Annotated in this window: 17 protein-coding genes; 4 read left to right on the forward strand and 13 right to left on the reverse strand. The window is 47.5% G+C overall.

Annotated elements, in window-relative coordinates:
• Positions 1 to 107: 107 nt before the first annotated feature.
• From NLBNIHML_RS04180 to NLBNIHML_RS04190, 3 genes are all read right to left on the reverse strand, one after another.
• Positions 108 to 770, reverse strand: a complete 663-nt coding sequence (locus tag NLBNIHML_RS04180; protein WP_339255695.1) for a class II aldolase/adducin family protein — start codon at positions 768 to 770, stop codon at positions 108 to 110.
• 71 nt (positions 771 to 841) lie between these two features.
• Positions 842 to 2,332 carry a rhamnulokinase gene (locus NLBNIHML_RS04185; RefSeq protein ID WP_339255697.1) on the reverse strand — a complete coding sequence of 497 codons (1,491 nt, stop codon included), beginning with the start codon at positions 2,330 to 2,332 and terminating at the stop codon, positions 842 to 844.
• 125 nt (positions 2,333 to 2,457) lie between these two features.
• Positions 2,458 to 4,248, reverse strand: coding sequence for an L-fucose isomerase (locus tag NLBNIHML_RS04190; RefSeq protein ID WP_339255699.1), 1,791 nt, complete (start codon positions 4,246 to 4,248; stop codon positions 2,458 to 2,460).
• A 410-nt stretch (positions 4,249 to 4,658) separates the two neighbouring features.
• Here NLBNIHML_RS04190 and NLBNIHML_RS04195 point away from each other — a divergent pair, with 410 nt between their 5' ends.
• Entirely contained in the window at positions 4,659 to 5,675 is a 1,017-nt protein-coding gene (locus NLBNIHML_RS04195) for a LacI family DNA-binding transcriptional regulator (protein ID WP_339255701.1), read from the forward strand.
• A 185-nt stretch (positions 5,676 to 5,860) separates the two neighbouring features.
• Here NLBNIHML_RS04195 and NLBNIHML_RS04200 read toward each other — a convergent pair whose 3' ends face one another.
• Genes NLBNIHML_RS04200 through NLBNIHML_RS04210 form a run of 3 tightly spaced genes read right to left on the reverse strand, consistent with a single transcriptional unit; the run spans position 5,861 to position 8,527 of the window.
• Positions 5,861 to 6,754, reverse strand: coding sequence for an NAD-dependent epimerase/dehydratase family protein (locus tag NLBNIHML_RS04200; protein WP_339234262.1), 894 nt, complete (start codon positions 6,752 to 6,754; stop codon positions 5,861 to 5,863).
• A 27-nt stretch (positions 6,755 to 6,781) separates the two neighbouring features.
• Positions 6,782 to 7,516 (reverse strand): SAM-dependent methyltransferase, encoded by a 735-nt coding sequence (locus NLBNIHML_RS04205; RefSeq protein ID WP_339255703.1) that lies wholly within the window; start codon positions 7,514 to 7,516, stop codon positions 6,782 to 6,784.
• 30 nt (positions 7,517 to 7,546) lie between these two features.
• Positions 7,547 to 8,527 carry a Gfo/Idh/MocA family protein gene (locus NLBNIHML_RS04210; RefSeq protein ID WP_494353838.1) on the reverse strand — a complete coding sequence of 327 codons (981 nt, stop codon included), beginning with the start codon at positions 8,525 to 8,527 and terminating at the stop codon, positions 7,547 to 7,549.
• 381 nt (positions 8,528 to 8,908) lie between these two features.
• On the opposite strand from NLBNIHML_RS04210, the gene NLBNIHML_RS04215 reads away from it, so the two are divergent.
• Both NLBNIHML_RS04215 and NLBNIHML_RS04220 read left to right on the forward strand, forming a co-directional pair.
• Positions 8,909 to 9,493 (forward strand): bifunctional transcriptional activator/DNA repair enzyme AdaA, encoded by a 585-nt coding sequence (locus NLBNIHML_RS04215; protein ID WP_339255707.1) that lies wholly within the window; start codon positions 8,909 to 8,911, stop codon positions 9,491 to 9,493.
• Positions 9,490 to 10,308, forward strand: coding sequence for an SPL family radical SAM protein (locus NLBNIHML_RS04220; protein ID WP_339234271.1), 819 nt, complete (start codon positions 9,490 to 9,492; stop codon positions 10,306 to 10,308). Before NLBNIHML_RS04215 ends, NLBNIHML_RS04220 begins: the two co-directional genes overlap by 4 nt.
• Before the next feature lie 167 nt (positions 10,309 to 10,475).
• Here NLBNIHML_RS04220 and NLBNIHML_RS04225 read toward each other — a convergent pair whose 3' ends face one another.
• The 6 genes from NLBNIHML_RS04225 to paiA form a co-directional block, all read right to left on the reverse strand.
• On the reverse strand, positions 10,476 to 11,582 hold the full coding sequence (locus tag NLBNIHML_RS04225; RefSeq protein ID WP_339255710.1) for a Gfo/Idh/MocA family protein: 1,107 nt from the start codon (positions 11,580 to 11,582) through the stop codon (positions 10,476 to 10,478).
• A gap of 96 nt (positions 11,583 to 11,678) precedes the next feature.
• Positions 11,679 to 12,404: a ThuA domain-containing protein gene (locus NLBNIHML_RS04230; RefSeq protein WP_472477696.1), complete on the reverse strand. Its 726-nt coding sequence runs from the start codon at positions 12,402 to 12,404 to the stop codon at positions 11,679 to 11,681.
• A gap of 79 nt (positions 12,405 to 12,483) precedes the next feature.
• Positions 12,484 to 13,656, reverse strand: a complete 1,173-nt coding sequence (locus NLBNIHML_RS04235; RefSeq protein ID WP_494353839.1) for a Gfo/Idh/MocA family protein — start codon at positions 13,654 to 13,656, stop codon at positions 12,484 to 12,486.
• A 54-nt stretch (positions 13,657 to 13,710) separates the two neighbouring features.
• Positions 13,711 to 14,760 (reverse strand): LacI family DNA-binding transcriptional regulator, encoded by a 1,050-nt coding sequence (locus tag NLBNIHML_RS04240; RefSeq protein ID WP_494353840.1) that lies wholly within the window; start codon positions 14,758 to 14,760, stop codon positions 13,711 to 13,713.
• A 280-nt stretch (positions 14,761 to 15,040) separates the two neighbouring features.
• Positions 15,041 to 16,123, reverse strand: a complete 1,083-nt coding sequence (gene glpX, locus NLBNIHML_RS04245; RefSeq protein ID WP_339255716.1) for a class II fructose-bisphosphatase — start codon at positions 16,121 to 16,123, stop codon at positions 15,041 to 15,043.
• A 692-nt stretch (positions 16,124 to 16,815) separates the two neighbouring features.
• Positions 16,816 to 17,334 carry a spermidine/spermine N(1)-acetyltransferase gene (gene paiA, locus NLBNIHML_RS04250; protein WP_494353841.1) on the reverse strand — a complete coding sequence of 173 codons (519 nt, stop codon included), beginning with the start codon at positions 17,332 to 17,334 and terminating at the stop codon, positions 16,816 to 16,818.
• Between the two features lie 131 nt (positions 17,335 to 17,465).
• Between paiA and NLBNIHML_RS04255 the strand changes: the two genes are divergently transcribed.
• Positions 17,466 to 18,056 carry a YczE/YyaS/YitT family protein gene (locus NLBNIHML_RS04255; protein WP_494353842.1) on the forward strand — a complete coding sequence of 197 codons (591 nt, stop codon included), beginning with the start codon at positions 17,466 to 17,468 and terminating at the stop codon, positions 18,054 to 18,056.
• Positions 18,057 to 18,189: 133 nt separating this feature from the next.
• Here NLBNIHML_RS04255 and NLBNIHML_RS04260 read toward each other — a convergent pair whose 3' ends face one another.
• A complete protein-coding gene (locus tag NLBNIHML_RS04260) occupies positions 18,190 to 20,769 on the reverse strand; it encodes a X2-like carbohydrate binding domain-containing protein (RefSeq protein ID WP_494353843.1) in 2,580 nt (859 codons plus the stop codon).
• Positions 20,770 to 21,094 lie beyond the last annotated feature (325 nt).

A 21,094-nucleotide genomic window follows, 5' to 3' on the forward strand; every position in this document is an offset into this window, starting at 1 on the left:
GAGCATTTTACATCCTTTAGTCCAACGTTTAGCTGGAGGATGCAAACTGCCCTCATGGAAGTAATATTTTGAATCATGAACACACTCACGAAGGAACAAATAAGGTCTCAGGACTTGAGTTGTTGCAGCAACTGCACACGGTATGCTTCACTCTCAAGGGATTGAATTTCCTTGTATTCTTCGGCAGTAAGCACTTTGGGTTCCCCCGCTGCCTTGGCGATCATATACACCTTCGCACTTTCTTCCACGACCTGGGTGCGGTAATAGGCTTCACGGAGGTTTTTACCCGTTGTGACCAATCCGTGATTGACTAGAATGAGTGCCGTATGTTCCTCTACCTTTGCTGAGACTGCATCCGCGAGAAGTTTGGTCGTTGGCAGAACGTAAGGCACGAATCCGATATCACCCACCAATGCGGACTGATCCGGAAACAAGTGTGGCAATTCATTGAAAACGAGACTGAGTGCGATTGTATATGCCGGATGTGTATGTACAATGGCTTGAATATCCGGATTCACACGATAGCTGTACAGATGCATCAAGACTTCAGAGGAAGGGCGTGTTGCTCCGGCACGAGTCTCCCCTGTCTCGATATCAATTGCAATCCATTCTTCAGGCTCCAGATCTTCAAGCGCGTAACCACTCGGAGACAACAACATCGTCCCCTCCGAACGGGCGCTCAGATTACCACCTGGGCCTACGACCAGTCCTTGGGCAACTGCTCTGCGGGCATATTTCGTCAGCTCTTCCCTTATTTGCTGTTCAGACATGTTCCTCACCACTCCTCGAACTTTTCTTTTTTAGCATTTTGCGTTTATGCTCATTACTTTGAATCTGTTCATTACCTTTTGATGTGATTCAGACTTTGGTAGTTTTCATAAGCTTCTTGCCACACCTCTGTATCCTCAGGTTCATAGGTTTCGGGGGAAAAGGAAGCAGCCATGACCTCCCGAACATCGGCCAAGCTACTCACTTCTCCATGAGCAAGGAATTGCAGCATGCAATTCCCGGCTGAAGTCGCCTCTGCGGGGCCTGCCACCACCGGTACACCGGCTGCATTGGCTGTAAACTGACACAATAGTCGATTGTGCACACCGCCACCAACCATATGAATGACACCAGGTCTTGTACCTGTAATCAACTGCAGTTCATCCAGCGTCTGTCTGAATTCCAGAGCAAGACTTTCCAGAATGCAGCGTACAACCGCTCCAGTCGTTTCAGGTACAGTCTGTCCGCTGGCGCTGCATTGTTGTCGTATTCGCTCAGCCATATTCCCTGGCGCCAAATATACGCTATCTCCCGGCGATACGTAACTTTGATGCGGCGTTGCCAAGGCAGCCAGCTGAACCAGTTCTTCATGTGTGAAACGTTGATTCTCCCGTTCCCATTGTCGTTTGCATTCCTGTAGCAGCCACAGACCTGAACGATTTTTCAGGGTACGCACTTTACCACTTACGGTGCCTTCATTGGTGAATCCCAATGCACGGCTTTGGTCATCCAATACAGGTGTATCACGCTCCACACCCATAAGAGACCAGGTTCCACAGCTGATAAAAGCGAAATTCGAATCCATCGCAGGGATGGCTGCCAAGGCAGATGCGGTATCATGTGAGCCCACAGAGACCACCTGCATCGGTCCAGTCCGTAATTCGGCGTACAACTCAGGTGTTAAATTGCCCAGTATGGTACCAGGCTGAACGAGTTTTGGAAATAATGTTTCCGGTAGACCGAGACGCCCGAACAGGTGCTTATTCCATCGCGCCTCACCTGCATGCAACAGCCCGCTGGTACTTGCAATCGTATATTCACAAGCCTGATGACCGGATAGATAATAGTGAAATAAATCAGGCATGAATAACATCCGCACATCCGGACGCAAACCTTCGGCCTGCTCTCGTACACTCCCTACCAGTTGAAATACGGTGTTGATCTGCTGCGGCAGGACACCGGACATGGCATACAGTTCTTCTTCTTTCACCATGTGCAGAACTTCTTCCATCCACTGTGCATTGCGTGCTTCCCTATAGTGACGTGGGTTCGAGCACAATCTTCCCGCACCATCCACCAATCCATAGTCCACCCCCCATGTATCCACTGCTATTGAACGGACCGATGGAGAGATACCTTGCGTCCCTTTCACAATGCCATGTTTTAATTCATGAAAAAGTCGCAGGAAATCCCAATACAATCCGCCCCCCAGCTGCACGGGTTCGTTGTTGAATCGATGTACTTCTTGTAACGAGAGTTTGCTTCCATCAAAAGAACCCCGGACTACACGTCCACTACCAGCACCGTAATCGGCAGCAAGCACATGTGTTGCTTGATCGCCCAATCTACCAAGCCTCCTTAACGCTACGCGATGAGCTGTATTCAAGTTCTGAACACAGCTTTCAAGAGAACGCCATGGTACCTTCATTTCACAAGGAACATGGCGTTTGACAGGAATGGAACTTTATTTTAACGATACAACGGGCCAAACACACTGCAAGCACGGTAGTCTGCACTCTCGGGTTCACTTGTGCCGAATAATCCCCATGCACGTGGCCGGAAAATCTCCGATTCTGGTACATTATGCATATTTACCGGAATGCGAAGCATGGAAGCGAGCGTAATCAGATCAGCACCGATGTGTCCATACGAGATGGAGCCATGGTTCGCACCCCACTGATTCATGACCTCGTATACGGAAGTAAACGCTCCTGCCCCGGTTAGAACAGGTGCAAACCAGGTGGATGGCCAGGTTGGATCTGTCCGTTGATCCAGCGTATCATGCACGGCTTCAGGCAGATCGACCGTGTAACCCTGAGCGATCTGCAGCACTGGTCCCAGTCCTTTGACAAGATTGAGACGTGTCATCGTTACGGGCATACCACCTTTGGTCAGGAAATCCGCAGAATAACCGCCTCCGCGGAAATATTCAACGGATGCCGGTCTCCACGATGTTGCTTTCAGACAGTCCTGAACTTCCTCATCTGTAATTTCCCAGAAAGGCTTAAGGACAGGCTTCCCTTCTCTGGACTGTTGTCCTGTGCCATCCAAAGCTGCGGAACCGGAGTTAATCAGATGCAGAATGCCATCCTTCGCGTTTCCTTCCAACTGATGCCCCGTCACACGCTGTACCGAATCCGGACTCCAATACGTACGCACATCAGCGAAGATCTGTGCTGTATGTGTCAGCAGTGAACCAAACAACATGGACACACCATTCAAGCTATCATTCTCTGTTGCAACCAGATAGGGCGCGCGCTTGCCATTCCAGTCAAAGGAAGAGTTTAATATCGACTCCAGAAAATCTCCGTTCGGAGAATGATCCGTCCACTGCCGTTGTCCCTGGAAGCCGGATACAATCGCGTGGTGGCCCATCGATTCCTCTGTAAACCCAAGCTCTGCCAATCTCGGGTTGCCCGCCATCAAGTCACGCACGATTTGGGTCATTTTCACAACCGTTTCCCATTCGTACTCTTTGCGTTTACGATCCGTTTGCAGATGGGCAGCGTTGTTATCCGGACCTTCGCTACAATTCTCCTTCACCCATGCCAGCGCGAGCTTATACTCCTCGGGGTCGTAGATTTCTTCTTCGATACGGCGAGTAAGTTCGCTCATATCCACGTATTCATTGCGCATACCCAAATACTCCTGGAAAAATGAATCATTCACAATCGAACCCGCAATTCCCATGGATACCGATCCAATGGACAGATACGCTTGCCCTTTCAAGGTAGCGGCTGCAAGACCCGCACGGCTGAACCGGAGCAATTTCTCACGCACATCATCAGGAATCGTTGTATCCCCGCCGTCTTGCACATCCTCTCCATAGATCCCAAAGGCCGGAATCCCCTTCTGTGCGTGGGCAGAGAGTACCGCTGCCAGATATACTGCACCCGGACGTTCAGTCCCGTTAAAACCCCAGATGGCAGTAGGGATGGATGGCGACATATCCATGGTTTCCGTACCATAACACCAGCATGGTGTCACGGTGATCGTTACGCCCACATTGGAACGACTGAACAGTTCAGATGCTGCGGCCGCCTCGGCCACACCGCCAATACAAGTCTCAGCGACAACACATTCCACCGCGGAACCGTCCGGGTAACGCAGTTCGGCTGCAAGCAGCTCGGCAACGGATGTCGCCATCCGCATCGTCTGCTCTTCCAGTGACTCACGGACCCCTTTGCGTCTTCCATCAATCGTTGGACGAATACCAATCTTGGGGAAAGCCTGCTTATAACGATAATCCTGATGTGTCATACTAAAGTGTCCTCCTTCAATTCGTTTCATAGAATTTGGGTTGAATTGAGAAATCTTTTGTCTGATCCATGTGTATTGAATGGCATGAGATAGTGACGGTATTACAACCGATACCCGGGTGGCACACAAGAACTGCATATACAGATTATCAAGAGCTTTCTCGAATATTGAATGCGTTTACAAGTTTGAAAAAATACAATAAACCATTTCATTAATCAGCTATATATGTAGTTCCTCTATTCTAGAAAATGGAACGTGCATGAGCGAATTTAACAAAATGGTTATGTAGTAGTGACGTTCAGAACCCTTAGGGTTATCGGTAACCCTAACATAGCATGAGCCTATCTTGCTGTCAATTGGCATTATCCTATAGAATGGTAAGACTATGTTGCGGAAAGGTTAGATTTCTTATGATTACCATTTACGATATTGCTAAAAAAGCCAACGTCTCCGCCATGACGGTCTCCAAGGTCATTAACCATACAGGCCGCATAAGTTCCGCTACACGTGAACGTGTGCAGCAGGTGATCGACGAACTTGGCTACATCCCGAACTCGAATGCGCGCAGCCTTGTGCTTCAGCGAACCCAGATGCTCTCGCTGCTTATTACGGATATTACCAACCCTTTTTATACAACACTCGCCCGTGGTGCTGAGGATGCAGCCCATCTTCGAGGGTACCGTCTTTTATTTGGCAACAGTGATGAGGATTACAATAAGGAAAAGGACTACATGGATGCGATTCTGTCAACTCGCGTCGATGGTGTACTCTTTGCCCCGGCTGGAGATCGTTCTCTCCCTCATCTGAAACAGTTGCAGGAACGTCACATTCCGTTTGTCTTTCTGGACCGGACCGTCCCTGGCATTACGTCCGATATCATTGCTGGAGATAGCCGGGAAGGCGCAATTGAGCTAATCCGCTATCTGGTGCAATTGGGGCACCGGCGCATTGCTCTGGTTAATGGCTCTTCCGAGGTTTCTACCGCCAGACTGCGGGAGGAAGGTTATATAGAGGGTATACGTGAGGCCGGAGCTGAGATCGATCCCGAGCTTGTGCTTCGAACAGGGTATCGGAATTTCACCGATGAAGAGGGACTGGATCGACTACTCTCACAACCGGAGCAACCAACCGCTATTTTTGCAGCCAACAACATGCTGGCGATTGGGGTCATCCGACTTTTGCGCAAACGTGGACTACGTGTACCAGAAGACATATCTGTCGTGTGCTTCGACGATCTGGATCTGGCTTCTGCCTTTGATCCATTTCTGACCGTAGCGGCACAGCCGGCATATGACTTTGGGTTTCAGGGGGTACAGATGCTGATTGACAGGATTGAGGGAAAAGCCCCTTCCGAGCCCCAAACCATCATTTTACCGTCAGAAATGCGCATAAGGGCTTCTGCCTCTGCTCCACGAGAGCCACACTGACAGAACAACCTACCCATTGCTGTTATCGTTATCGTGTACGTGATTTCTCCCTCCTATCTGGATTGAGTCACGTTCAAATTCTGAAAAAAAGTACAACATAAAGAGGGTGCACCAGAGATTACGCTCTGGTTGCACCCTCTTTATGTTCATTCCGTGATATTTCAGTTCTATCCAATGCGATATGTCTACCGCTCCGACTGTAATGCGAGAGCGACTTCTCGAACAAGTCCCGGGAACCAGTCCATCAGAGGTTCGAACGTATATCCAGCTTGTTCTGCCTTGGTCGTCACCATCGTCCATGATTGCTCAACGCCGAAGGGAGACATATCTTCTTTCACCGTTTCCGTGAGGATCTGGGACTGCATGCCCGTGACCGTCTCGATCAGATGTATCATGGCTGACAGCGTAATTGCACCCTTAGAAGCTGCATTCACCGGACCGGTAATGGAAGAATGTCCCAGCCAAGCAAGAAATCTTGCCGCTTCGGTAGAATTAATGAATCCAATCTCTGCATCCGGATTTGGCATGCCAATCGGTTTTCCTTTTTGCACATGTTCAATATGAAAATGGAGTCTTCTCGTATAATCATCAATCCCGAGTACAATTGGAATACGCATCGCTACGACCGGGAAATCCGCTTCCTGAAAAAAGACAGCCTCTGCAAGCCGTTTACCTTCTCCGTACGAAAAATCCTCCGCACTCCCATACTGTAATGGATATGTATACGGGTCAAAATCCGTTTCCTTAAATCCAGGTCTGGGATCACCGTACACCGAGAGTGTGGATGTCAAAACGTATCTTTTGGTTCGCCCAGCGAATGCCTCGCATGCCGATTTTGCCGCATCTGGTGTATAACAGATATTGTCGTACACGACATCCCACATGTCTGTCTGCGCAACCTCTGCCAGAGATTCCGGGTCTTCACGATCCATCTTGATCCGGTTCACTTCGGGTCCGAAGTCGACATCCGTTTTACCACGAGTGGCGACTGTGATCTGCGACTTCCCTTCCCACAGTAAGTGATCCACGAGACGTTTTCCAAAAAAGCGTGTACCCCCAAGTATAAGGACTTTATTCATCCGAAAAACCTCCTATCTTGTTCAATTCTATTTAACAATGTGAAGCATGGTGTGAGCATTCCGTTGAAACTCATATGACGTTGGTTCTTCGGAAACGGCGTATCCACGCTGTTCGAGTATTAATTTTAATTCATCCATGTGCTTGTAACGTTCGCCAGACAGATCCACTGTTGGGAAAATGCGAACCTCTCGTTTGCTCACACGCAGCAGCTCCATTACGGTTGCAACATGAAAATCAACATGCAATCGATCCGCATACGTAAACAGGAAATGAGCGGATAACGTCAGATCGAATTGTTCATCGGCAAAAGGAAGATCCGGGAGCGCAGACGCCACATAACGGTCAGGGAACATTCTCATATCTGCGATGCAATCTGTGATGGCACGAGTTCGCTCTTCCTTTAACCCCTGGATTGATCCAAATTGATCCCACACATATATGTTTTGCACGGGTTCCATCTGTTTCATCGTATGCTCAATATCCTGATATCCCTTTACTTCAAGCTCGTCGATCCCGTAGTCGTAGGCAATATCTACAGCTATGGGGTCTGCACCCAACTTGCGCGCCTGACTGCTGAACGAACATGCTCCGCCGGGACAATCCAGAATCGACTTGCCAGTAATCTCCTCTACCGTTAAGTTGAACATTTTCATATATTCCTCGAAGGTTCTTCCTATAAAGACAATCTGTGACAATTCCAAACTACCAGAATCATTGGCACGATTATCTTCTCTGCTGTTCTTCTGCTCATCTCTGCTCATCTCGTCTCAGCTACCTTTCTTGTTTTGGAATCAATCGTTAGGGAACACAAGCCCAATCTGCTTCCGAATCTGATCCATGACCTGCATCGTAACATAAGAGCGTTCATACGTGTTCATACTGGACTCCATCTGGCCTTCCTGAACCAGATTCACGAACTCCTCCACTTCATAATACATCGCCGGATGGTTTTGTTCGACTGTGAGTTGCTCCACCGTACCGTCATTGTATCGTATCTCTGCATGTTCTGGTGAACCAATCTTGTCAATGATGATGCTTCCCAGTTCCCCCATGATTTCGCTTGGTACATGAGAGTTGGAGATTTTGGAATAGGTAACGACCGCATCCATCCCATTATAATCCAGAAGCACACTCCCTTGTCCATCCACGCCAGATTCCAGCATCATCGCTTGGGACTGGACACGGTTAGGTGCACCAAACAATGTAATCAACGGATAGAGACAATATACACCGAGATCCATTAACGCACCATTGGCGAGTTCAGGCTTGAACGCGTTCAGGACAATCCCTTCTTTGTACTTGTCGTAACGCGAAGAATACTGAGAGTATCCTGCTACGTATTTGCGGACAGGACCGATTTTATGCAGGTTTTCCTGCACCATTTTGAACTGGGGAACAAGAGTAGATTTCATCGCTTCCATAAGCAGAACCTGATGTTCTTGTGCTGTATCGATCATACTCCGAACTTCGGCGCTATTTGCAGCCAGAGGTTTCTCGCACAATACATGTTTGCCATTTCTCAGAAAAAGTTCAGCCTGCTCTGCATGAACCGTATTCGGTGTTGCAATGTAGACTGCATCGATCACATCACTTGCCGCCAACTCTTCCAGATCGGTGAAGCGATGCTCAACATTATATTTATCTGCAAATGCATTAGCCTTATCTTCAGTTCTTGAATACACGGCGGTTAATTTGAATCCCTCAACCTGTGCTGCGGCTTCCAGAAGCCTTTCTGTAATCCAGTTGGTACCCACTACGCCAAAACGAACCATGCCTACCTACCTCTTTCATCTATAAATTTCATTTGAGTTCTATATGAATCCAACTAAAGTATCTACACTTACCACTCCGATGACAGAATAACCTTCCGATCGCTGTTATCCCCAGATTTTTTTTAATTCCCTTCTTCAAAGGGAAAATCCGGGGATAAAGGCGAACGCTTCGCTTCTTCACGTTATTTCCGTCCTCTCCGTTCTCGTGTAGAAAGTTTAGTTGAACCTATATAACCTTTTATACCATCTTGTATATTGTAGCTCATATTTCATTCAGATTGAAGAAAGGTACGGTATCCCGGTATTGATATCTTGCTTTTTAAGCTGAAACTTCGTCAATCCCTTGGAATCAGGGGTATAATTAGAGATGAGGTGATCACCATGGAAAGTCCGGATCAAGATCGCATACTGCCCAAATCGATAGATGAAAAATACTGGCGTGCCATCATCCACAACGATAATTCTTATGATGGAACGTTCTTTTACGGTGTGCAGACAACAGGCATTTTCTGCCGCCCTTCCTGTAAGTCCAGAGCACCCAAAGCTGAAAATGTGCTGATATTTCAACGTGTTGAAGAAGCGTTGGCACGAAAGTTCAGGCCCTGCAAACGTTGCAAACCTACAGGGGAGCGGGTACCTGATCAGGAGTGGATATATGGGATCACCGATTACATTGAACATCATTACGCCGAACCGCTAACCCTGGATGTCCTTGCCACCGTGAGTCACGGCAGCCCTTATCATCTGCATCGTGTATTCAAGCGGATTACAGGCCGCACACCGGTTCAATATATTCAGGATAAACGAGTGACCGAAGCCCGGAAGTTGCTTGAACATACCAGACTAACCGTCACGGATATTGGACGCCAGGTCGGTATACCTAACTCGGCTTATTTCATTACTGTATTTCGCAAACACACAGGTCTTACACCTGCACATTACCGCGAAAGGTATGACAACTCATGAAAACCAACCTTTCTTACAAAGTACCCAAAACGTTACTGAACAAAGGAACAGGTTTCCTTAATGGATATACACATACGTTGAATCCTTACACAGGCTGTGCCTTCGGTTGTTCCTATTGTTATGTCAGACAGATGCCAGTCTCTCTATTTCGCAAAGAGGATTGGGGGAGCTGGGTTGATGTGAAACAGGAGGCCTCCCGAGTGTTCGCCAAAGAATTGCAGCGTGCCCTGGCGAAAGGCAAAGTCACGCTGTTCATGTCATCCAGTACAGACCCGTATCAACCCGCCGAATACAAGGAATGTATCACGCGTTCATTACTTGAAACGATGGTACAGTATCCGCCCGATTTTGTATTGGTCCAAACCCGCAGTCCCCTCGTTACCCGGGATATAGATCTCTTACTACAGTTAGGAGACCGGGTTCGGGTCAGTATGACTGTCGAGACGGATTTGGACGATATGCGCAAACATTTCAGTCCTTCTGCTCCACCGATTGCAGGCCGATTACGTGCATTGGAACAGTTGCGGGATGCCGGAATACCCACACAGGTTGCGATTGCTCCCGTATTACCCAGCAGTGAGGATTTTGCAGCCATCTTGAGACCTCTCGTTCAGCGTGTATGCATTGACGATTATTTCATGGGCGATGGCAGTGAGGGCAAGCGCACCCGGCGACTCGGCATGGAGTCGCTCTACCAGCAAGTGGGGATGGCGGACTGGTATCATCCAGATGCGTATCAGATCGTCGTTGAGCGGATGAAAGACTATTTTGCCGAGGATGAAATCTGGATCAGTCAGGCTGGATTCGAGCCGTAAATGACTATATAAGTTGTCCAAAGAATATTTACACTGGACACTCCGATGACAGAACAACCTTCCGATCCCAGTTATCCCCAGATTTCTTGGATTTAATAAAAAATAGCCCCTTTCCTGATTTGCAGGAAAAGGGGCTATTCGTTATGACATAAACAATAATGGCTATCTTACTTATCCAATGTATACAATGGCAGATCCGCTGGCAATGCAGCCGGGCGCTGACACGAGCTTTTCATCTGGTAGAAAGTCTGTTCGTCGGATGAATCGTGGAATGCCCACATGGCCTCAAGAACATGGTACGCCAGTTCCCCGCTCGCCCGATGTGCGCGTCCGCTATGAGCTGCATAGGCCATATCTGCCACACCAATGCCGCGAGTATTTTCCTGATACCCTGGTAGAAGCGGAACTTCCGTCCATTCCTGTTCACCCAGCAAGCGGTAACGAACAGGACCGCCGAAGGTGTTGGGATCAGGTACCTGCAAAGTACCGTGCGTGCCATATATCTCGATCGGTGGCAGTGCACTTCCGCCAAATACGTCAAAGCTCGTAATCAGCGTGCCAATGGCACCCTGCTCAAACTGCAACAGACCCGTAACGTGAGTCGGAATTTCAACGGGAACCACCTGACCTCTTTTTTTCTCACTCGTAATCGTGCGTTCTTCCATGGCTTTACCTGTCATGCCCGCAATGGACTTGATCGGCCCCATCAGTTGAACCAATGCCGTGAGGTAGTACGGACCCATGTCGAACATTGGCCCACCGCCTGACGCATAATAAAACTCCGGATCTGGGTGCCAGTGCTCATGACCACGGCTCATCATAAATGCCGTCGCCGCCACTGGCTTGCCGATCACTCCTTCCTCCACCAATTGAAGTGAAGTCTGGATGCCTGATCCAAAGAACGTCTCTGGTGCGCAGCCCACGAGCAGTCCTTTACGCTTCGCTGTTTCGAGCACAGCCTGACCTTCCTCACGGGTAACTGCGAGCGGTTTCTCCACATAGACATGTTTGCCTGATTCGAGTGCCCGCAAGCATACATCCGCATGAACAGAAGGAATCGTCAGGTTGATGATCAGCTCAATCTCGGGATCAGCCAAGATTTCATCCACGCTGTATACGTTTGGCACGTTATAGGCTGCAGCCTGCTCCTCTGCACGTTTCCGATCAATATCCGCAACAGCAACAAGTTCCAGCACCTCGAACCGGTGACAGTTTTCCATATATATACCGCTGATTTTACCGCAGCCAATAATGCCTACTTTCATTGTTTTCATGCCTGGGGCTCCCTTCGCCGTGGATCAGAAATGGTTTATCCATTGAGGATGAATTGTTGACACTGAAGTTACGTTTGCAATCAAACTACGATCTCATTAGTTCTGGTTGTCCGCCATACCTGTATACACTTCGGTTGCTGTACTTACTCGACTCTTGGCAAGCTCTTTGCCTGCTGCTGTCCATTTGAAACCACTGCGCATCATTTCAGTCACAGGTTTCATGTCTACAATGTCTGCATGGTGTCCCAGTGAGTTGTAAAATACCCGTCCTGCTCCCCATCGTTTCGTCCAGACAACAGGCATATCTACCGGTCCATTCGCTGCATGCGGACCACTTACCACTGGAAAACGAGTTGTGGCCAACACTTCCACGGCCGGGTCTACGTGCAGGTAATACTGTTCACTTTTCACCTGAAAATCTTCGATATGATCCAATAACGGGCTGGAGCCACGCTTCATGTTCACCATGTATTCCACACCATCGTTACCTGGATGGGCAACCCATTGTCCACCCGTCATAAACTGCCAGTCCACGTTATTTCGGAAGGCATCACACATCCCGCCGTGAAGACCAGCCAAGCCCACACCGCTCTGAACAGCCGCTGATACGTTATTGACCAGTTCCTGCTCAATCTGTCCCATCGTCCACAAGGGTACGATCAAATCCAGACCCATCAGCTTCTCTGCATCTGCATAAGACTCCAACGTATTTGAGACTTCAACCTCGAACTGCTCTTCCTTCAAAATACGTTCAAAAATCGCTGCTACCTGCTCCGGTTCATGTCCATCCCAGCCGCCCCATACAATAAGTGCTTTACTCATCGTTTCATCACTCGCTTTCGGATATATTAGTTGTGCTCAACTCTAATCCTGACGTCTCTGTCTCGCTGTCCATCTTTGCTCACATTTCTTCAAGCGTCACCCAGCGCCGCTCCGTCACCGAACGTTCCACCGCTTCCAGTACAGCCTGACAAGCGACCCCATCGTGGAAACTCGGTGATGGTTGTCGTCCTTCAGAGATCGCTGTCACCAGCTCCAGCATCTCATGGGTGAACGTGTGCTCGAATCCAATCGTATGTCCGGCAGGCCACCAGGCCTCAGCATATTTGTGTGCAGGATCAGTTGCCAGTACACGGCGGAATCCCTGTACATCCTCTTCATCCTTGGTAAAATACACTTCCAGTTCGTTCATCCGCTCAAAATCAAACCGTACACTCCCGAGACTTCCGTTAATCTCAAACGAGTTCGTACTGCGATGCCCCGCTGCAAAACGTGTAGCCTCGAAGCTGCCCAGCGCACCTCCTGCGAATCGTGCCAGGAACAGCGTCGCGTCGTCAACGGTCACTTCTCCTTTCGGTGCATCCGCATTCGAACTGCCCTTAGCGCTCAGTCCTGTCATCTCGGCTGCGAGCGGTCGTTCTTTGATGAATGTTTCGCTCATGCCGATGACTTCCTGGAATTCACCAACAAGGAAACGAGCCAGATCGATTAAGTGCGCGCCCAGATCCCCATGGGAACCGGAGCCAGCCACTTCTTTTTGCAAACGCCATACCAGCGGGAACGAAGGGTCCATGATCCAGTCCTGCAAGAAAAAAGCACGGAAATGATAGATCTTACCCAGTCTTCCGCTCTCCACCAGATCCTTCGCTAATTGCACCGCTGGTGAGAAACGGTAGTTGAACCCGACCATATGTGCGACTCCAGCATCCTCTGCTGCCTGAAGCATCTCACGCGAATCCGCAAGGGACAGGGCCAATGGTTTCTCACAAAACAGATGTTTGCCCTGACGAGCTGCTTCCAACGCAATTTCCTTATGGGCATCACTTGGCGCGTTAATATCAATCAGATCGATATCATCCCGCTTCACCAGTTCGCGCCAATCGGTTACACTTTCGTACCAGCCGAACTGATTCGCTGCCTCCTGCACTCCCTGCTCGTTACGTCCACAGATCACAGACATCTCAGGCTGCAGCGGAGCAGACGGGAAAAACATCGGCAGACTGCGATAAGCATTACTGTGGGCCTTTCCCATAAATTTGTATCCAACCATTCCGACACGAAGACGATTTGACATGGTCATTTCCTCCTTTGGAATAATAAAAATTCTTTTCATATGTGTACCAATAAACTATCGACGGATAGAAGAAGCACGGATGATCAGTTCGGTAGGCAACAACGCTCTCGCTGATTCGGTTACCGCTAGAACAGAGTTATTCGCATTATGTGTGTCACCAACAGAGCCATGCATAAGCTTCGATGCTGCAAGTTCACCCATTTCAAAAAATGGAACCCTGACGCTGCTCAGCGGCGGAACCGCCATCTCGGCGGCATCGGAGTCGTCATAACCCACAAATGCCGGGAAATCCGCAGGCCCTATTCCCCGCTCACGCAAACCATGCATGACCCCAATGGCCATCCGGTCATTGGCCGCAAATACAGCATCAATCTCATGCAGCCGATCTGCTACAATCGCTGCCGCCTCAATGCCACTTCGTCTGCTATAATTCCCCTCAAGCAACAGACTCGGGTCCAGTTCCATACCTGCTTCTTGCAGACCAAGACGGACACCTTCCATTCGTTCCTGGCTGTTGGAATAGCTGTCTGGACCATTGAGAAAAGCGATTTTGCGATACCCCTGATCCGTAAGATGTCGTATGGCAAGCCTGCTTCCTTCCACATGATCCGCATCCACTTCCGTAAACGATTGGCCCTCAAAATGCTGATTCATGACACAGAATGGGTGTCCTTCCTGGTGAAGCTGCTGCATGGCCGCCAGTTCTTCATGATCATCTCTGGCACCAAGGATAATGCAAGCGTCCACTTTCTGACGCCGGAACAGATCCGTATAATTCATTACTTCACCGGGTGTCCGGAACATAACCAGCAGATCCATGCCATGGTCTCTGGCTTTGCTTCCAATCCCACTCAGCATTTCCGAGAAAAAATACGCCGAGAACAGATGCGCCTTCGGAACATAAGGTAATACCACGCCAAGGTTCCCGCTTTTACTTCTGGCAAAACTGCGAGCAAGAGCGCTGGGCACATAGCCTAACTGTTCGGAAGCTTCAAGAACCTTGCGGCGTGTCTCTTCTTTAATAGGACCTACCCCATTAAGCACCCGGGAGACCGTCGCCTCGGAAACACCCGCAAGATCAGCCACTTCTTTACGAGATGCCATGGATTTCAACCCTTTCTAGCTCACCTATTAATGGTGTAATAATTAAAAATCGATATTTATGTACGCGCGTACATTTTCTCATGCCATGTAACCGTTGTCAATGCTTTTAACACAAAAAATAATGAGGGCTGTGGATTAATCCAAGCCCTCATTATTATCTTACCAGAGATGGTACTTTCAATGATTCAAGCACCTGTAATCTTAGGGGTTCAAGTTACTTATCAACACTCAATACAACGATTTCAGTTGATCCTATTTGTTCAATTATGGAGAGTCCAGCTCACAACGTGGTTGTAACGCCATGATCAACGGAGGATTGACTAAACTCAGCCTGCTCCATCGTTTTCACAAGATTCGGAATGCGGTCCGATGGTTCTGGCGTGGATTGGAGCTGTCTTACCTTGTGCAGCACTTCTTTGTTAGGTAAGAAGTGTTGGGAACGAATAAACCGAATGGTTTTGGTTTTGGCACGCATGACAATCGAATCCGTCTCGGCGCGATCATCTGCAAGATACCGTACCCCTCCCAGAATTTCACCTGGCGTCACTCCCGTTGCGGCAAAAATGACGTCCTCCGTGCCGATCATATCCTGCATCGTTAACACTTTGTATGGATTATCAATCCCCATCTGCAGGCAGCGCTGGAATTCGTCGGCGTTGGCAGGCATCAGGCGACCTTGAATCTCGCCCCCAAGGCAAGATAGCGCTGCGGCTGCCAGCACTCCTTCTGGCGCTCCTCCTGATCCGACATACAGATCAATGCCTGCCTCCGGAAAGGCCGGTGCCATTGCACCCGCAACATCACCGTCACTGAGGAACTTGATCCGCACCCCAACCTTGCGCAGGGTCTTAATTGTGCTCTCATGGCGCACACGATCCAGAATCATCACCGTTAGATCCGAGATGTTTTTGTTCAATGCGGTAGCGGCTTTCTCCAGTGTGACTTCAACCGGATCTTCAATGCTGACCTTGCCTACAAGCGCAGGTCCTACCGCCAATTTCTCCATATACATGTCCGGTGCGTGGAGCAGGTTACCTTTTCCCGCCACTGCAATAACCGATAGAGCGTTGTTTAGTCCTTTGGCCACGATTTCTGTACCTTCGAGCGGGTCTACAGCCACGTCAACCTCAGGCCCCTCAGCGTTGCCCACTTCCTCGCCGATGTACAACATGGGTGCTTCATCCATTTCTCCTTCACCGATTACCACCGTGCCGCGAATAGACACGGAATCGAACATGGCGCGCATGGCCAAAGTAGCCGCTTCATCTGCACTGTTCTTGTCACCTCGTCCCATCCAGGGTGCTGAAGCTAACGCAGCCAATTCTGTTACTCTGACAATTTCCAACGCCAGTTCGCGTTCCATTTTTCCCACTTCCTTTCCAATTTCCAAAAGCATATCGTGAAAGCGCCACTAAATCCATCGCAAATCTATATGAAATTGATCTGTAATCGGCGCAGCAGCGCCTTTCGGACGATTTATCCCTTATTTATCCAATTAATATTTTGATTGATTTCAGTCCTTTTTCGGCTCGTTTCAAGAGCCTTATTCGCCTGATTTTCACTTAAAATATTAATTTTATTTTCCATTTTCCGCGTCTAAAACCAAATAGTTTAACATGATGAATTAGCACGCCCTGTTCATGCGCAAGAAGTTCTTTTAACATAGTATATGTACAACTAATATAGTGATTATTAAGAACGTAACACGATCTATTAGACGACAAACGAAAACGATTTTCAACTGGCTGTCCAAACGCAGAAATAAACTAATACATTGTAATAACATACCTTGAGACCAGCCTGCTCCCTTGAGGGATATTGAGCTAAACAATACTGCCAATTATGTATTAATCAGGACTTTAACTTTTACTAATGCCATAGATGCAGCTTATAATGGTCATCGAAAATAATAAGTTTACATAATATTTATTATGAAACATTTCTCGTCCATTTCTACATTTTATTATTCAACGGTTCTGGCAAAACATAAAAAAGCCCGAAAGAATTCTGCTTAATTAGCATTTTTTCTCCCAAGCTTTCCCCTCAATGAACCAGTTACAGTATCGTTTTGGTCATTATCAAATCAATCTGTTCATCATCTCCCATGTAAAAAGCATGAGCTCCTGTCTGTACAAACCCCATCTTTTCATAAAAAGCGATGGCATTTTCGTTTTTCTCCCACACCCCTAACCAGATACTCGTTTTGTGATGTGCTGTTGCCATCTCTATGGCTTTATGGAGCAATACTTTACCAAGGCCATGCTTTTGGAACTCTTTCCTGATGTATACCCGCTCAATCTCAAGGGATTCCACGCCCATCTTCTCAGACTGCGCATCATTGATATTTACTTTCATATATCCTGCAAGTTCATGGTTTACATAAATAAAAAGAAATTGCGAATCCGCCATGGACAGTTCCGTTTCTAATTGTTCCCGATTAAACGCCTTTTCCAGATAAGCATTTATATTTTCGGATGAATTTTGCGCTTCAAACGTTTCATTAAACGTCTCATAACTAATCTCCTGCAGTTCACATACATGTTCAATGGTACATATGTCTATACGAATCGTCATTTAGGTTCACATTCCTTTAACAAGTTAATCATGAATCATTTGTTGCAAATGCAATAAAAAAGGATTACATTGAATTTATCTTATTTTTGTTGTATTTGCAACAAAAAAATCTCAAAAAGAGGTTGAATGAATTGAAATATGTCATTTTTGTCGCAGGTATTCTCATCTTGACACTTGGCATTTCCCTTACCATCCAATCTGAACTGGGCACCTCACCGTTTGATGCACTTCTGGTGGGGCTTTCCCAACATGTAGGGCTAAGTGTAGGAGGCTGGGAGGTCATCATTGCGTTCCTATTAATTGGATGCAATTCGCTTTTGAAGCAGCAAAAACCCGAGTTTCTGGGGCTCGTCACCGCATTCATTACTGGTGTGGGGATTGATCTATGGCTATATGTATCTGAATCTATAATCACGCCTGAGGTCTGGTACAGCAAACTGATGACTTTTGTCATTGGATTAGTGATCATAAGTATCGGCACGGCCATCTATTTACAAACCAATTTCGCACCCATTCCAATTGACCGCTTAACCTTAATTCTGCACGAAATCACGCGAACGCCCTTATTCGTATCGAGAACATTGATTTACTTTGTATTTTTGATGCTGGCATTCCTTTTTGGCGGACCGATCGGGCTTGGTACATTATTAACTGTATGTTGCGCAGGTCTGCTTCTTCAGTTCATCATGGGCCATACGAATAAGATCATAGATCGCATATGAACAGATAGGTATACATTGTCACGTACTGAGCTTGAAAAAGAACATTCCTTTTAACGAATGTACACCGTCTACATCATAAAAAGCTGGATCAGAGGTTAACTCCCTGATCCAGCCCCTCAATGTTCTCTCTTCCTTACGGTTCAATTCCCCATACCAGCTGACCATTCACATACCCGGTAACCTTATCATGGTTTGCAAACTGACTGTCAGATGCCTTGAACGAGTAATCATTAGTCTGGGTGTAATTCGTCCAATTGTTTTTAGAGAAGCGAGCTTGAACCTCTGCGCTCTGCCCTGCATTCAATGTTCCCGCTGCACTTGTAAAGCCCACTTCAAGATAATGATCTGCCCCTGCAACTGGAGTGGCCAATTTAACGAATTGACTGGTTACATTTGCACTTCCCATACTGGCCCAGTCCGACCAGAACGTCTGAGTTTCTTCCCCGTCAATCGTATAGTAATACCGAAGTTTGACATCACTCAACGGAATGGCCGAATCACCAGAGTTGATCAATTTGAATTTGGGTGATATTCCGTTGGTGGATGCACTTGTATTGCCGTTAAACGCTTGAATCGTCATATCTCCGACAGGCACAGTAACTGTACTGTCTACTACGTTCACTGTTAATACAGCGTTATTTCCTCCATTGAAGTGAAAGGTCAATACGTTTTGGCCCAGCGGCAGCGTGGCAAGATAGGATTTGTTCAACACAACAGCAGCGCCGGATGCCGTATAATCCTGACCCGCTACAAGCGTCACATTCCCCTTCGTGATGCTTGTAAGCTGACGGCCATTCAAGGTGAGAGACACATTCATATCTTGCGCGTAATTCGTCGCTTTATCGAATGTTGCATTCACAGGTGAAATCACAGCATCGGTACTCGGTGTTGAATCCACGATTTTGACTTTTAACACAGGGTCCTGGCCTTGATTAAAATCCAGAACAATCGAATGCTCGCCAACGGGTAGTGTCGCCAGATAAGCTTTTTTCAGCAGCAGCGTACTTCCGCTCAGGGTATAGTCCGTATCTACGGTCAACACATGGTTGCCTGCCCGAAGAGCGGTCAGCGTATTACCATTTGCATTCACCGTTACGGCTTTGTCGGCTTGATTGGGTGCATATTTGTCAAATTCGACGTTTGCAGGTGTAATGGATGCGCTTGGGTTAGGATTGTTAACCTTTAAATTCGGCAGCTCATCCAACGTAATGACATAATCACTTTGATAAAGCGTTTTCAGTGTTGCCGGGTAATTAAATGCAGAACTCATCAGATGCTCGCCATACCAAGCACAGAAGTACAGCCATCCTGATTTCTCCTCTGTCAGATTTTTCACGCTTGGAATCGTGTCATTCTCCGTCATCGCTACCATTTTCGTACCACCTGTCAACTCAACAAGCTTATAGAAAATCGAGGTAATCGCATCCTCATTGGGCACGCCCGACAAACCGTCATAACGGTTGTAGATCGTATTGTATTTGTCGTATCCGACAAGATCTACCTGGTCATCACCCGGATACCAAGCCGGAGAAGTACTATATACATAGCTGTTGTACGTCCAGATCAGATTGTGCAAGCCATACGTCTCGGTCAGTTCAGTATAGAGCAGATCCCATAGCTCTTTGTACACGTCTGCGCCTGCTGAAGCCCACCAGAACCATGCGCCTTCCCCGTTCAGTCCGCCGTTGCCCTCCGCTTCATGATACGGACGGAACAAAACCGGCACGTTGTTGTCCTGCAAAATCAGCAGTTGTTCTGCCAGATCCTCAATGGTCATCATCACGTATTGATACTCTTTGGTACCAGGAATGACCGCATTTGCAGTATTAAAATTCGTTTCGGTTGGCTTATACGTAGCTTCTTTCCAATCAACAAAGTCCCCTAGTTCATACGTATTGAAATTGCGGGGTACATTGATATGCCAGGAAGCTGTTGCAATACCTTCACGATTATTCACCCAATCAATCATGCGATCGGTTGTACCGTCCTCCCAACCATACAGCGGATTGTAATTCATCATATCAAAGCCGCGAATAGCCGGATACTTTCCGGTCAGATCATGAATCCATTCGAATTCAAGTTCTGAATCTCCGTCATTCCCTCCTCCGTAGATTTCTTGTTGACCAGAGATGATGTTGTTTCCGTATACCTCCGTTAAATAATTCATCAAAATTTGTGTTTCCGGTGTCGCCTCAGGATCACTTAGAATTGGCTGTACATTCAGAGGGTCCAGTTCCGCATAATCCACGGTAAAAGTATCAAAATACGCGAAGCCCCAGCCAGCCTTCAGCTCAATGGTATTGCTACCCTGATTCAGCTTGTGAAAGCCAAAATCGAAGTCTGACCATGTTGTCGTGTAAGGCAGCATGTACGCACCTTTTGTAACACCATTTACGATTAAATTTTGAGACCTTCCATCCGCACTGAGCTCCTGCATATATCGTGTGGAGATTGCGTACATGCCAGTTTCCGGAACAGTAACGGTGAACGTTATTGTGCCAGAGTTCTGCATCCAGACAAAACCGGCCCCTGAGAATCCAGGCTTGGGTTGTCCATAGATCGAAGTGACCACTTGAAGATCCGGGGTGAGCTGCGCATCTTCGCTTTCGATGGTGAACAGTGGGGTGTCTGCATGAACGGGCGCTGTCATTAATCCAAGCAGCAGGGCCAATGCCAGCATCATTGCGGTTGCCTTTTTGAGCAAATTTTTCATCCATTCCATCTTCCTTCCCATGTAAAATATAATAATGAAATGTCAATGAACCCATTCATGATGGCGCTTTCATTTTAAACATATCACGCCCGTCAATATTTGTAAATATATGGTTAAAGTAAACATTTGAAATTCCTTTGTACCAGTACTTTGAATGCCATATTCCTATTATTTCACCAATATTGATGACAATCGAAAACGGTTCATTATCTAACCAGAATCGGGCGTAAACCTCATCTCCCATTATATGATTGTACTTGGCAGAACACCTAAAAAAACAAAACAAAAAAAGCATTCCTGGATCGAATGCTTTTCTAAAGAATGA

It is taken from the genome of Paenibacillus sp. JNU01, from assembly GCF_059130585.1.

Coding starts and splice junctions, on each gene's coding strand:
- NLBNIHML_RS04225 (WP_339255710.1), bottom strand. CDS start 11,582: ATGAAAACAATGAAAGTAGGCATTATTGGCTGCGGTAAAATCAGCGGT.
- NLBNIHML_RS04180 (WP_339255695.1), bottom strand. CDS start 770: ATGTCTGAACAGCAAATAAGGGAAGAGCTGACGAAATATGCCCGCAGA.
- NLBNIHML_RS04210 (WP_494353838.1), bottom strand. CDS start 8,527: ATGGTTCGTTTTGGCGTAGTGGGTACCAACTGGATTACAGAAAGGCTT.
- glpX (WP_339255716.1), bottom strand. CDS start 16,123: ATGGAACGCGAACTGGCGTTGGAAATTGTCAGAGTAACAGAATTGGCT.
- NLBNIHML_RS04215 (WP_339255707.1), top strand. CDS start 8,909: ATGGAAAGTCCGGATCAAGATCGCATACTGCCCAAATCGATAGATGAA.
- NLBNIHML_RS04195 (WP_339255701.1), top strand. CDS start 4,659: ATGATTACCATTTACGATATTGCTAAAAAAGCCAACGTCTCCGCCATG.
- NLBNIHML_RS04205 (WP_339255703.1), bottom strand. CDS start 7,516: ATGAGCAGAGATGAGCAGAAGAACAGCAGAGAAGATAATCGTGCCAAT.
- paiA (WP_494353841.1), bottom strand. CDS start 17,334: ATGACGATTCGTATAGACATATGTACCATTGAACATGTATGTGAACTG.
- NLBNIHML_RS04240 (WP_494353840.1), bottom strand. CDS start 14,760: ATGGCATCTCGTAAAGAAGTGGCTGATCTTGCGGGTGTTTCCGAGGCG.
- NLBNIHML_RS04200 (WP_339234262.1), bottom strand. CDS start 6,754: ATGAATAAAGTCCTTATACTTGGGGGTACACGCTTTTTTGGAAAACGT.
- NLBNIHML_RS04235 (WP_494353839.1), bottom strand. CDS start 13,656: ATGTCAAATCGTCTTCGTGTCGGAATGGTTGGATACAAATTTATGGGA.
- NLBNIHML_RS04220 (WP_339234271.1), top strand. CDS start 9,490: ATGAAAACCAACCTTTCTTACAAAGTACCCAAAACGTTACTGAACAAA.
- NLBNIHML_RS04190 (WP_339255699.1), bottom strand. CDS start 4,248: ATGACACATCAGGATTATCGTTATAAGCAGGCTTTCCCCAAGATTGGT.
- NLBNIHML_RS04260 (WP_494353843.1), bottom strand. CDS start 20,769: ATGAAAAATTTGCTCAAAAAGGCAACCGCAATGATGCTGGCATTGGCC.
- NLBNIHML_RS04230 (WP_472477696.1), bottom strand. CDS start 12,404: ATGAGTAAAGCACTTATTGTATGGGGCGGCTGGGATGGACATGAACCG.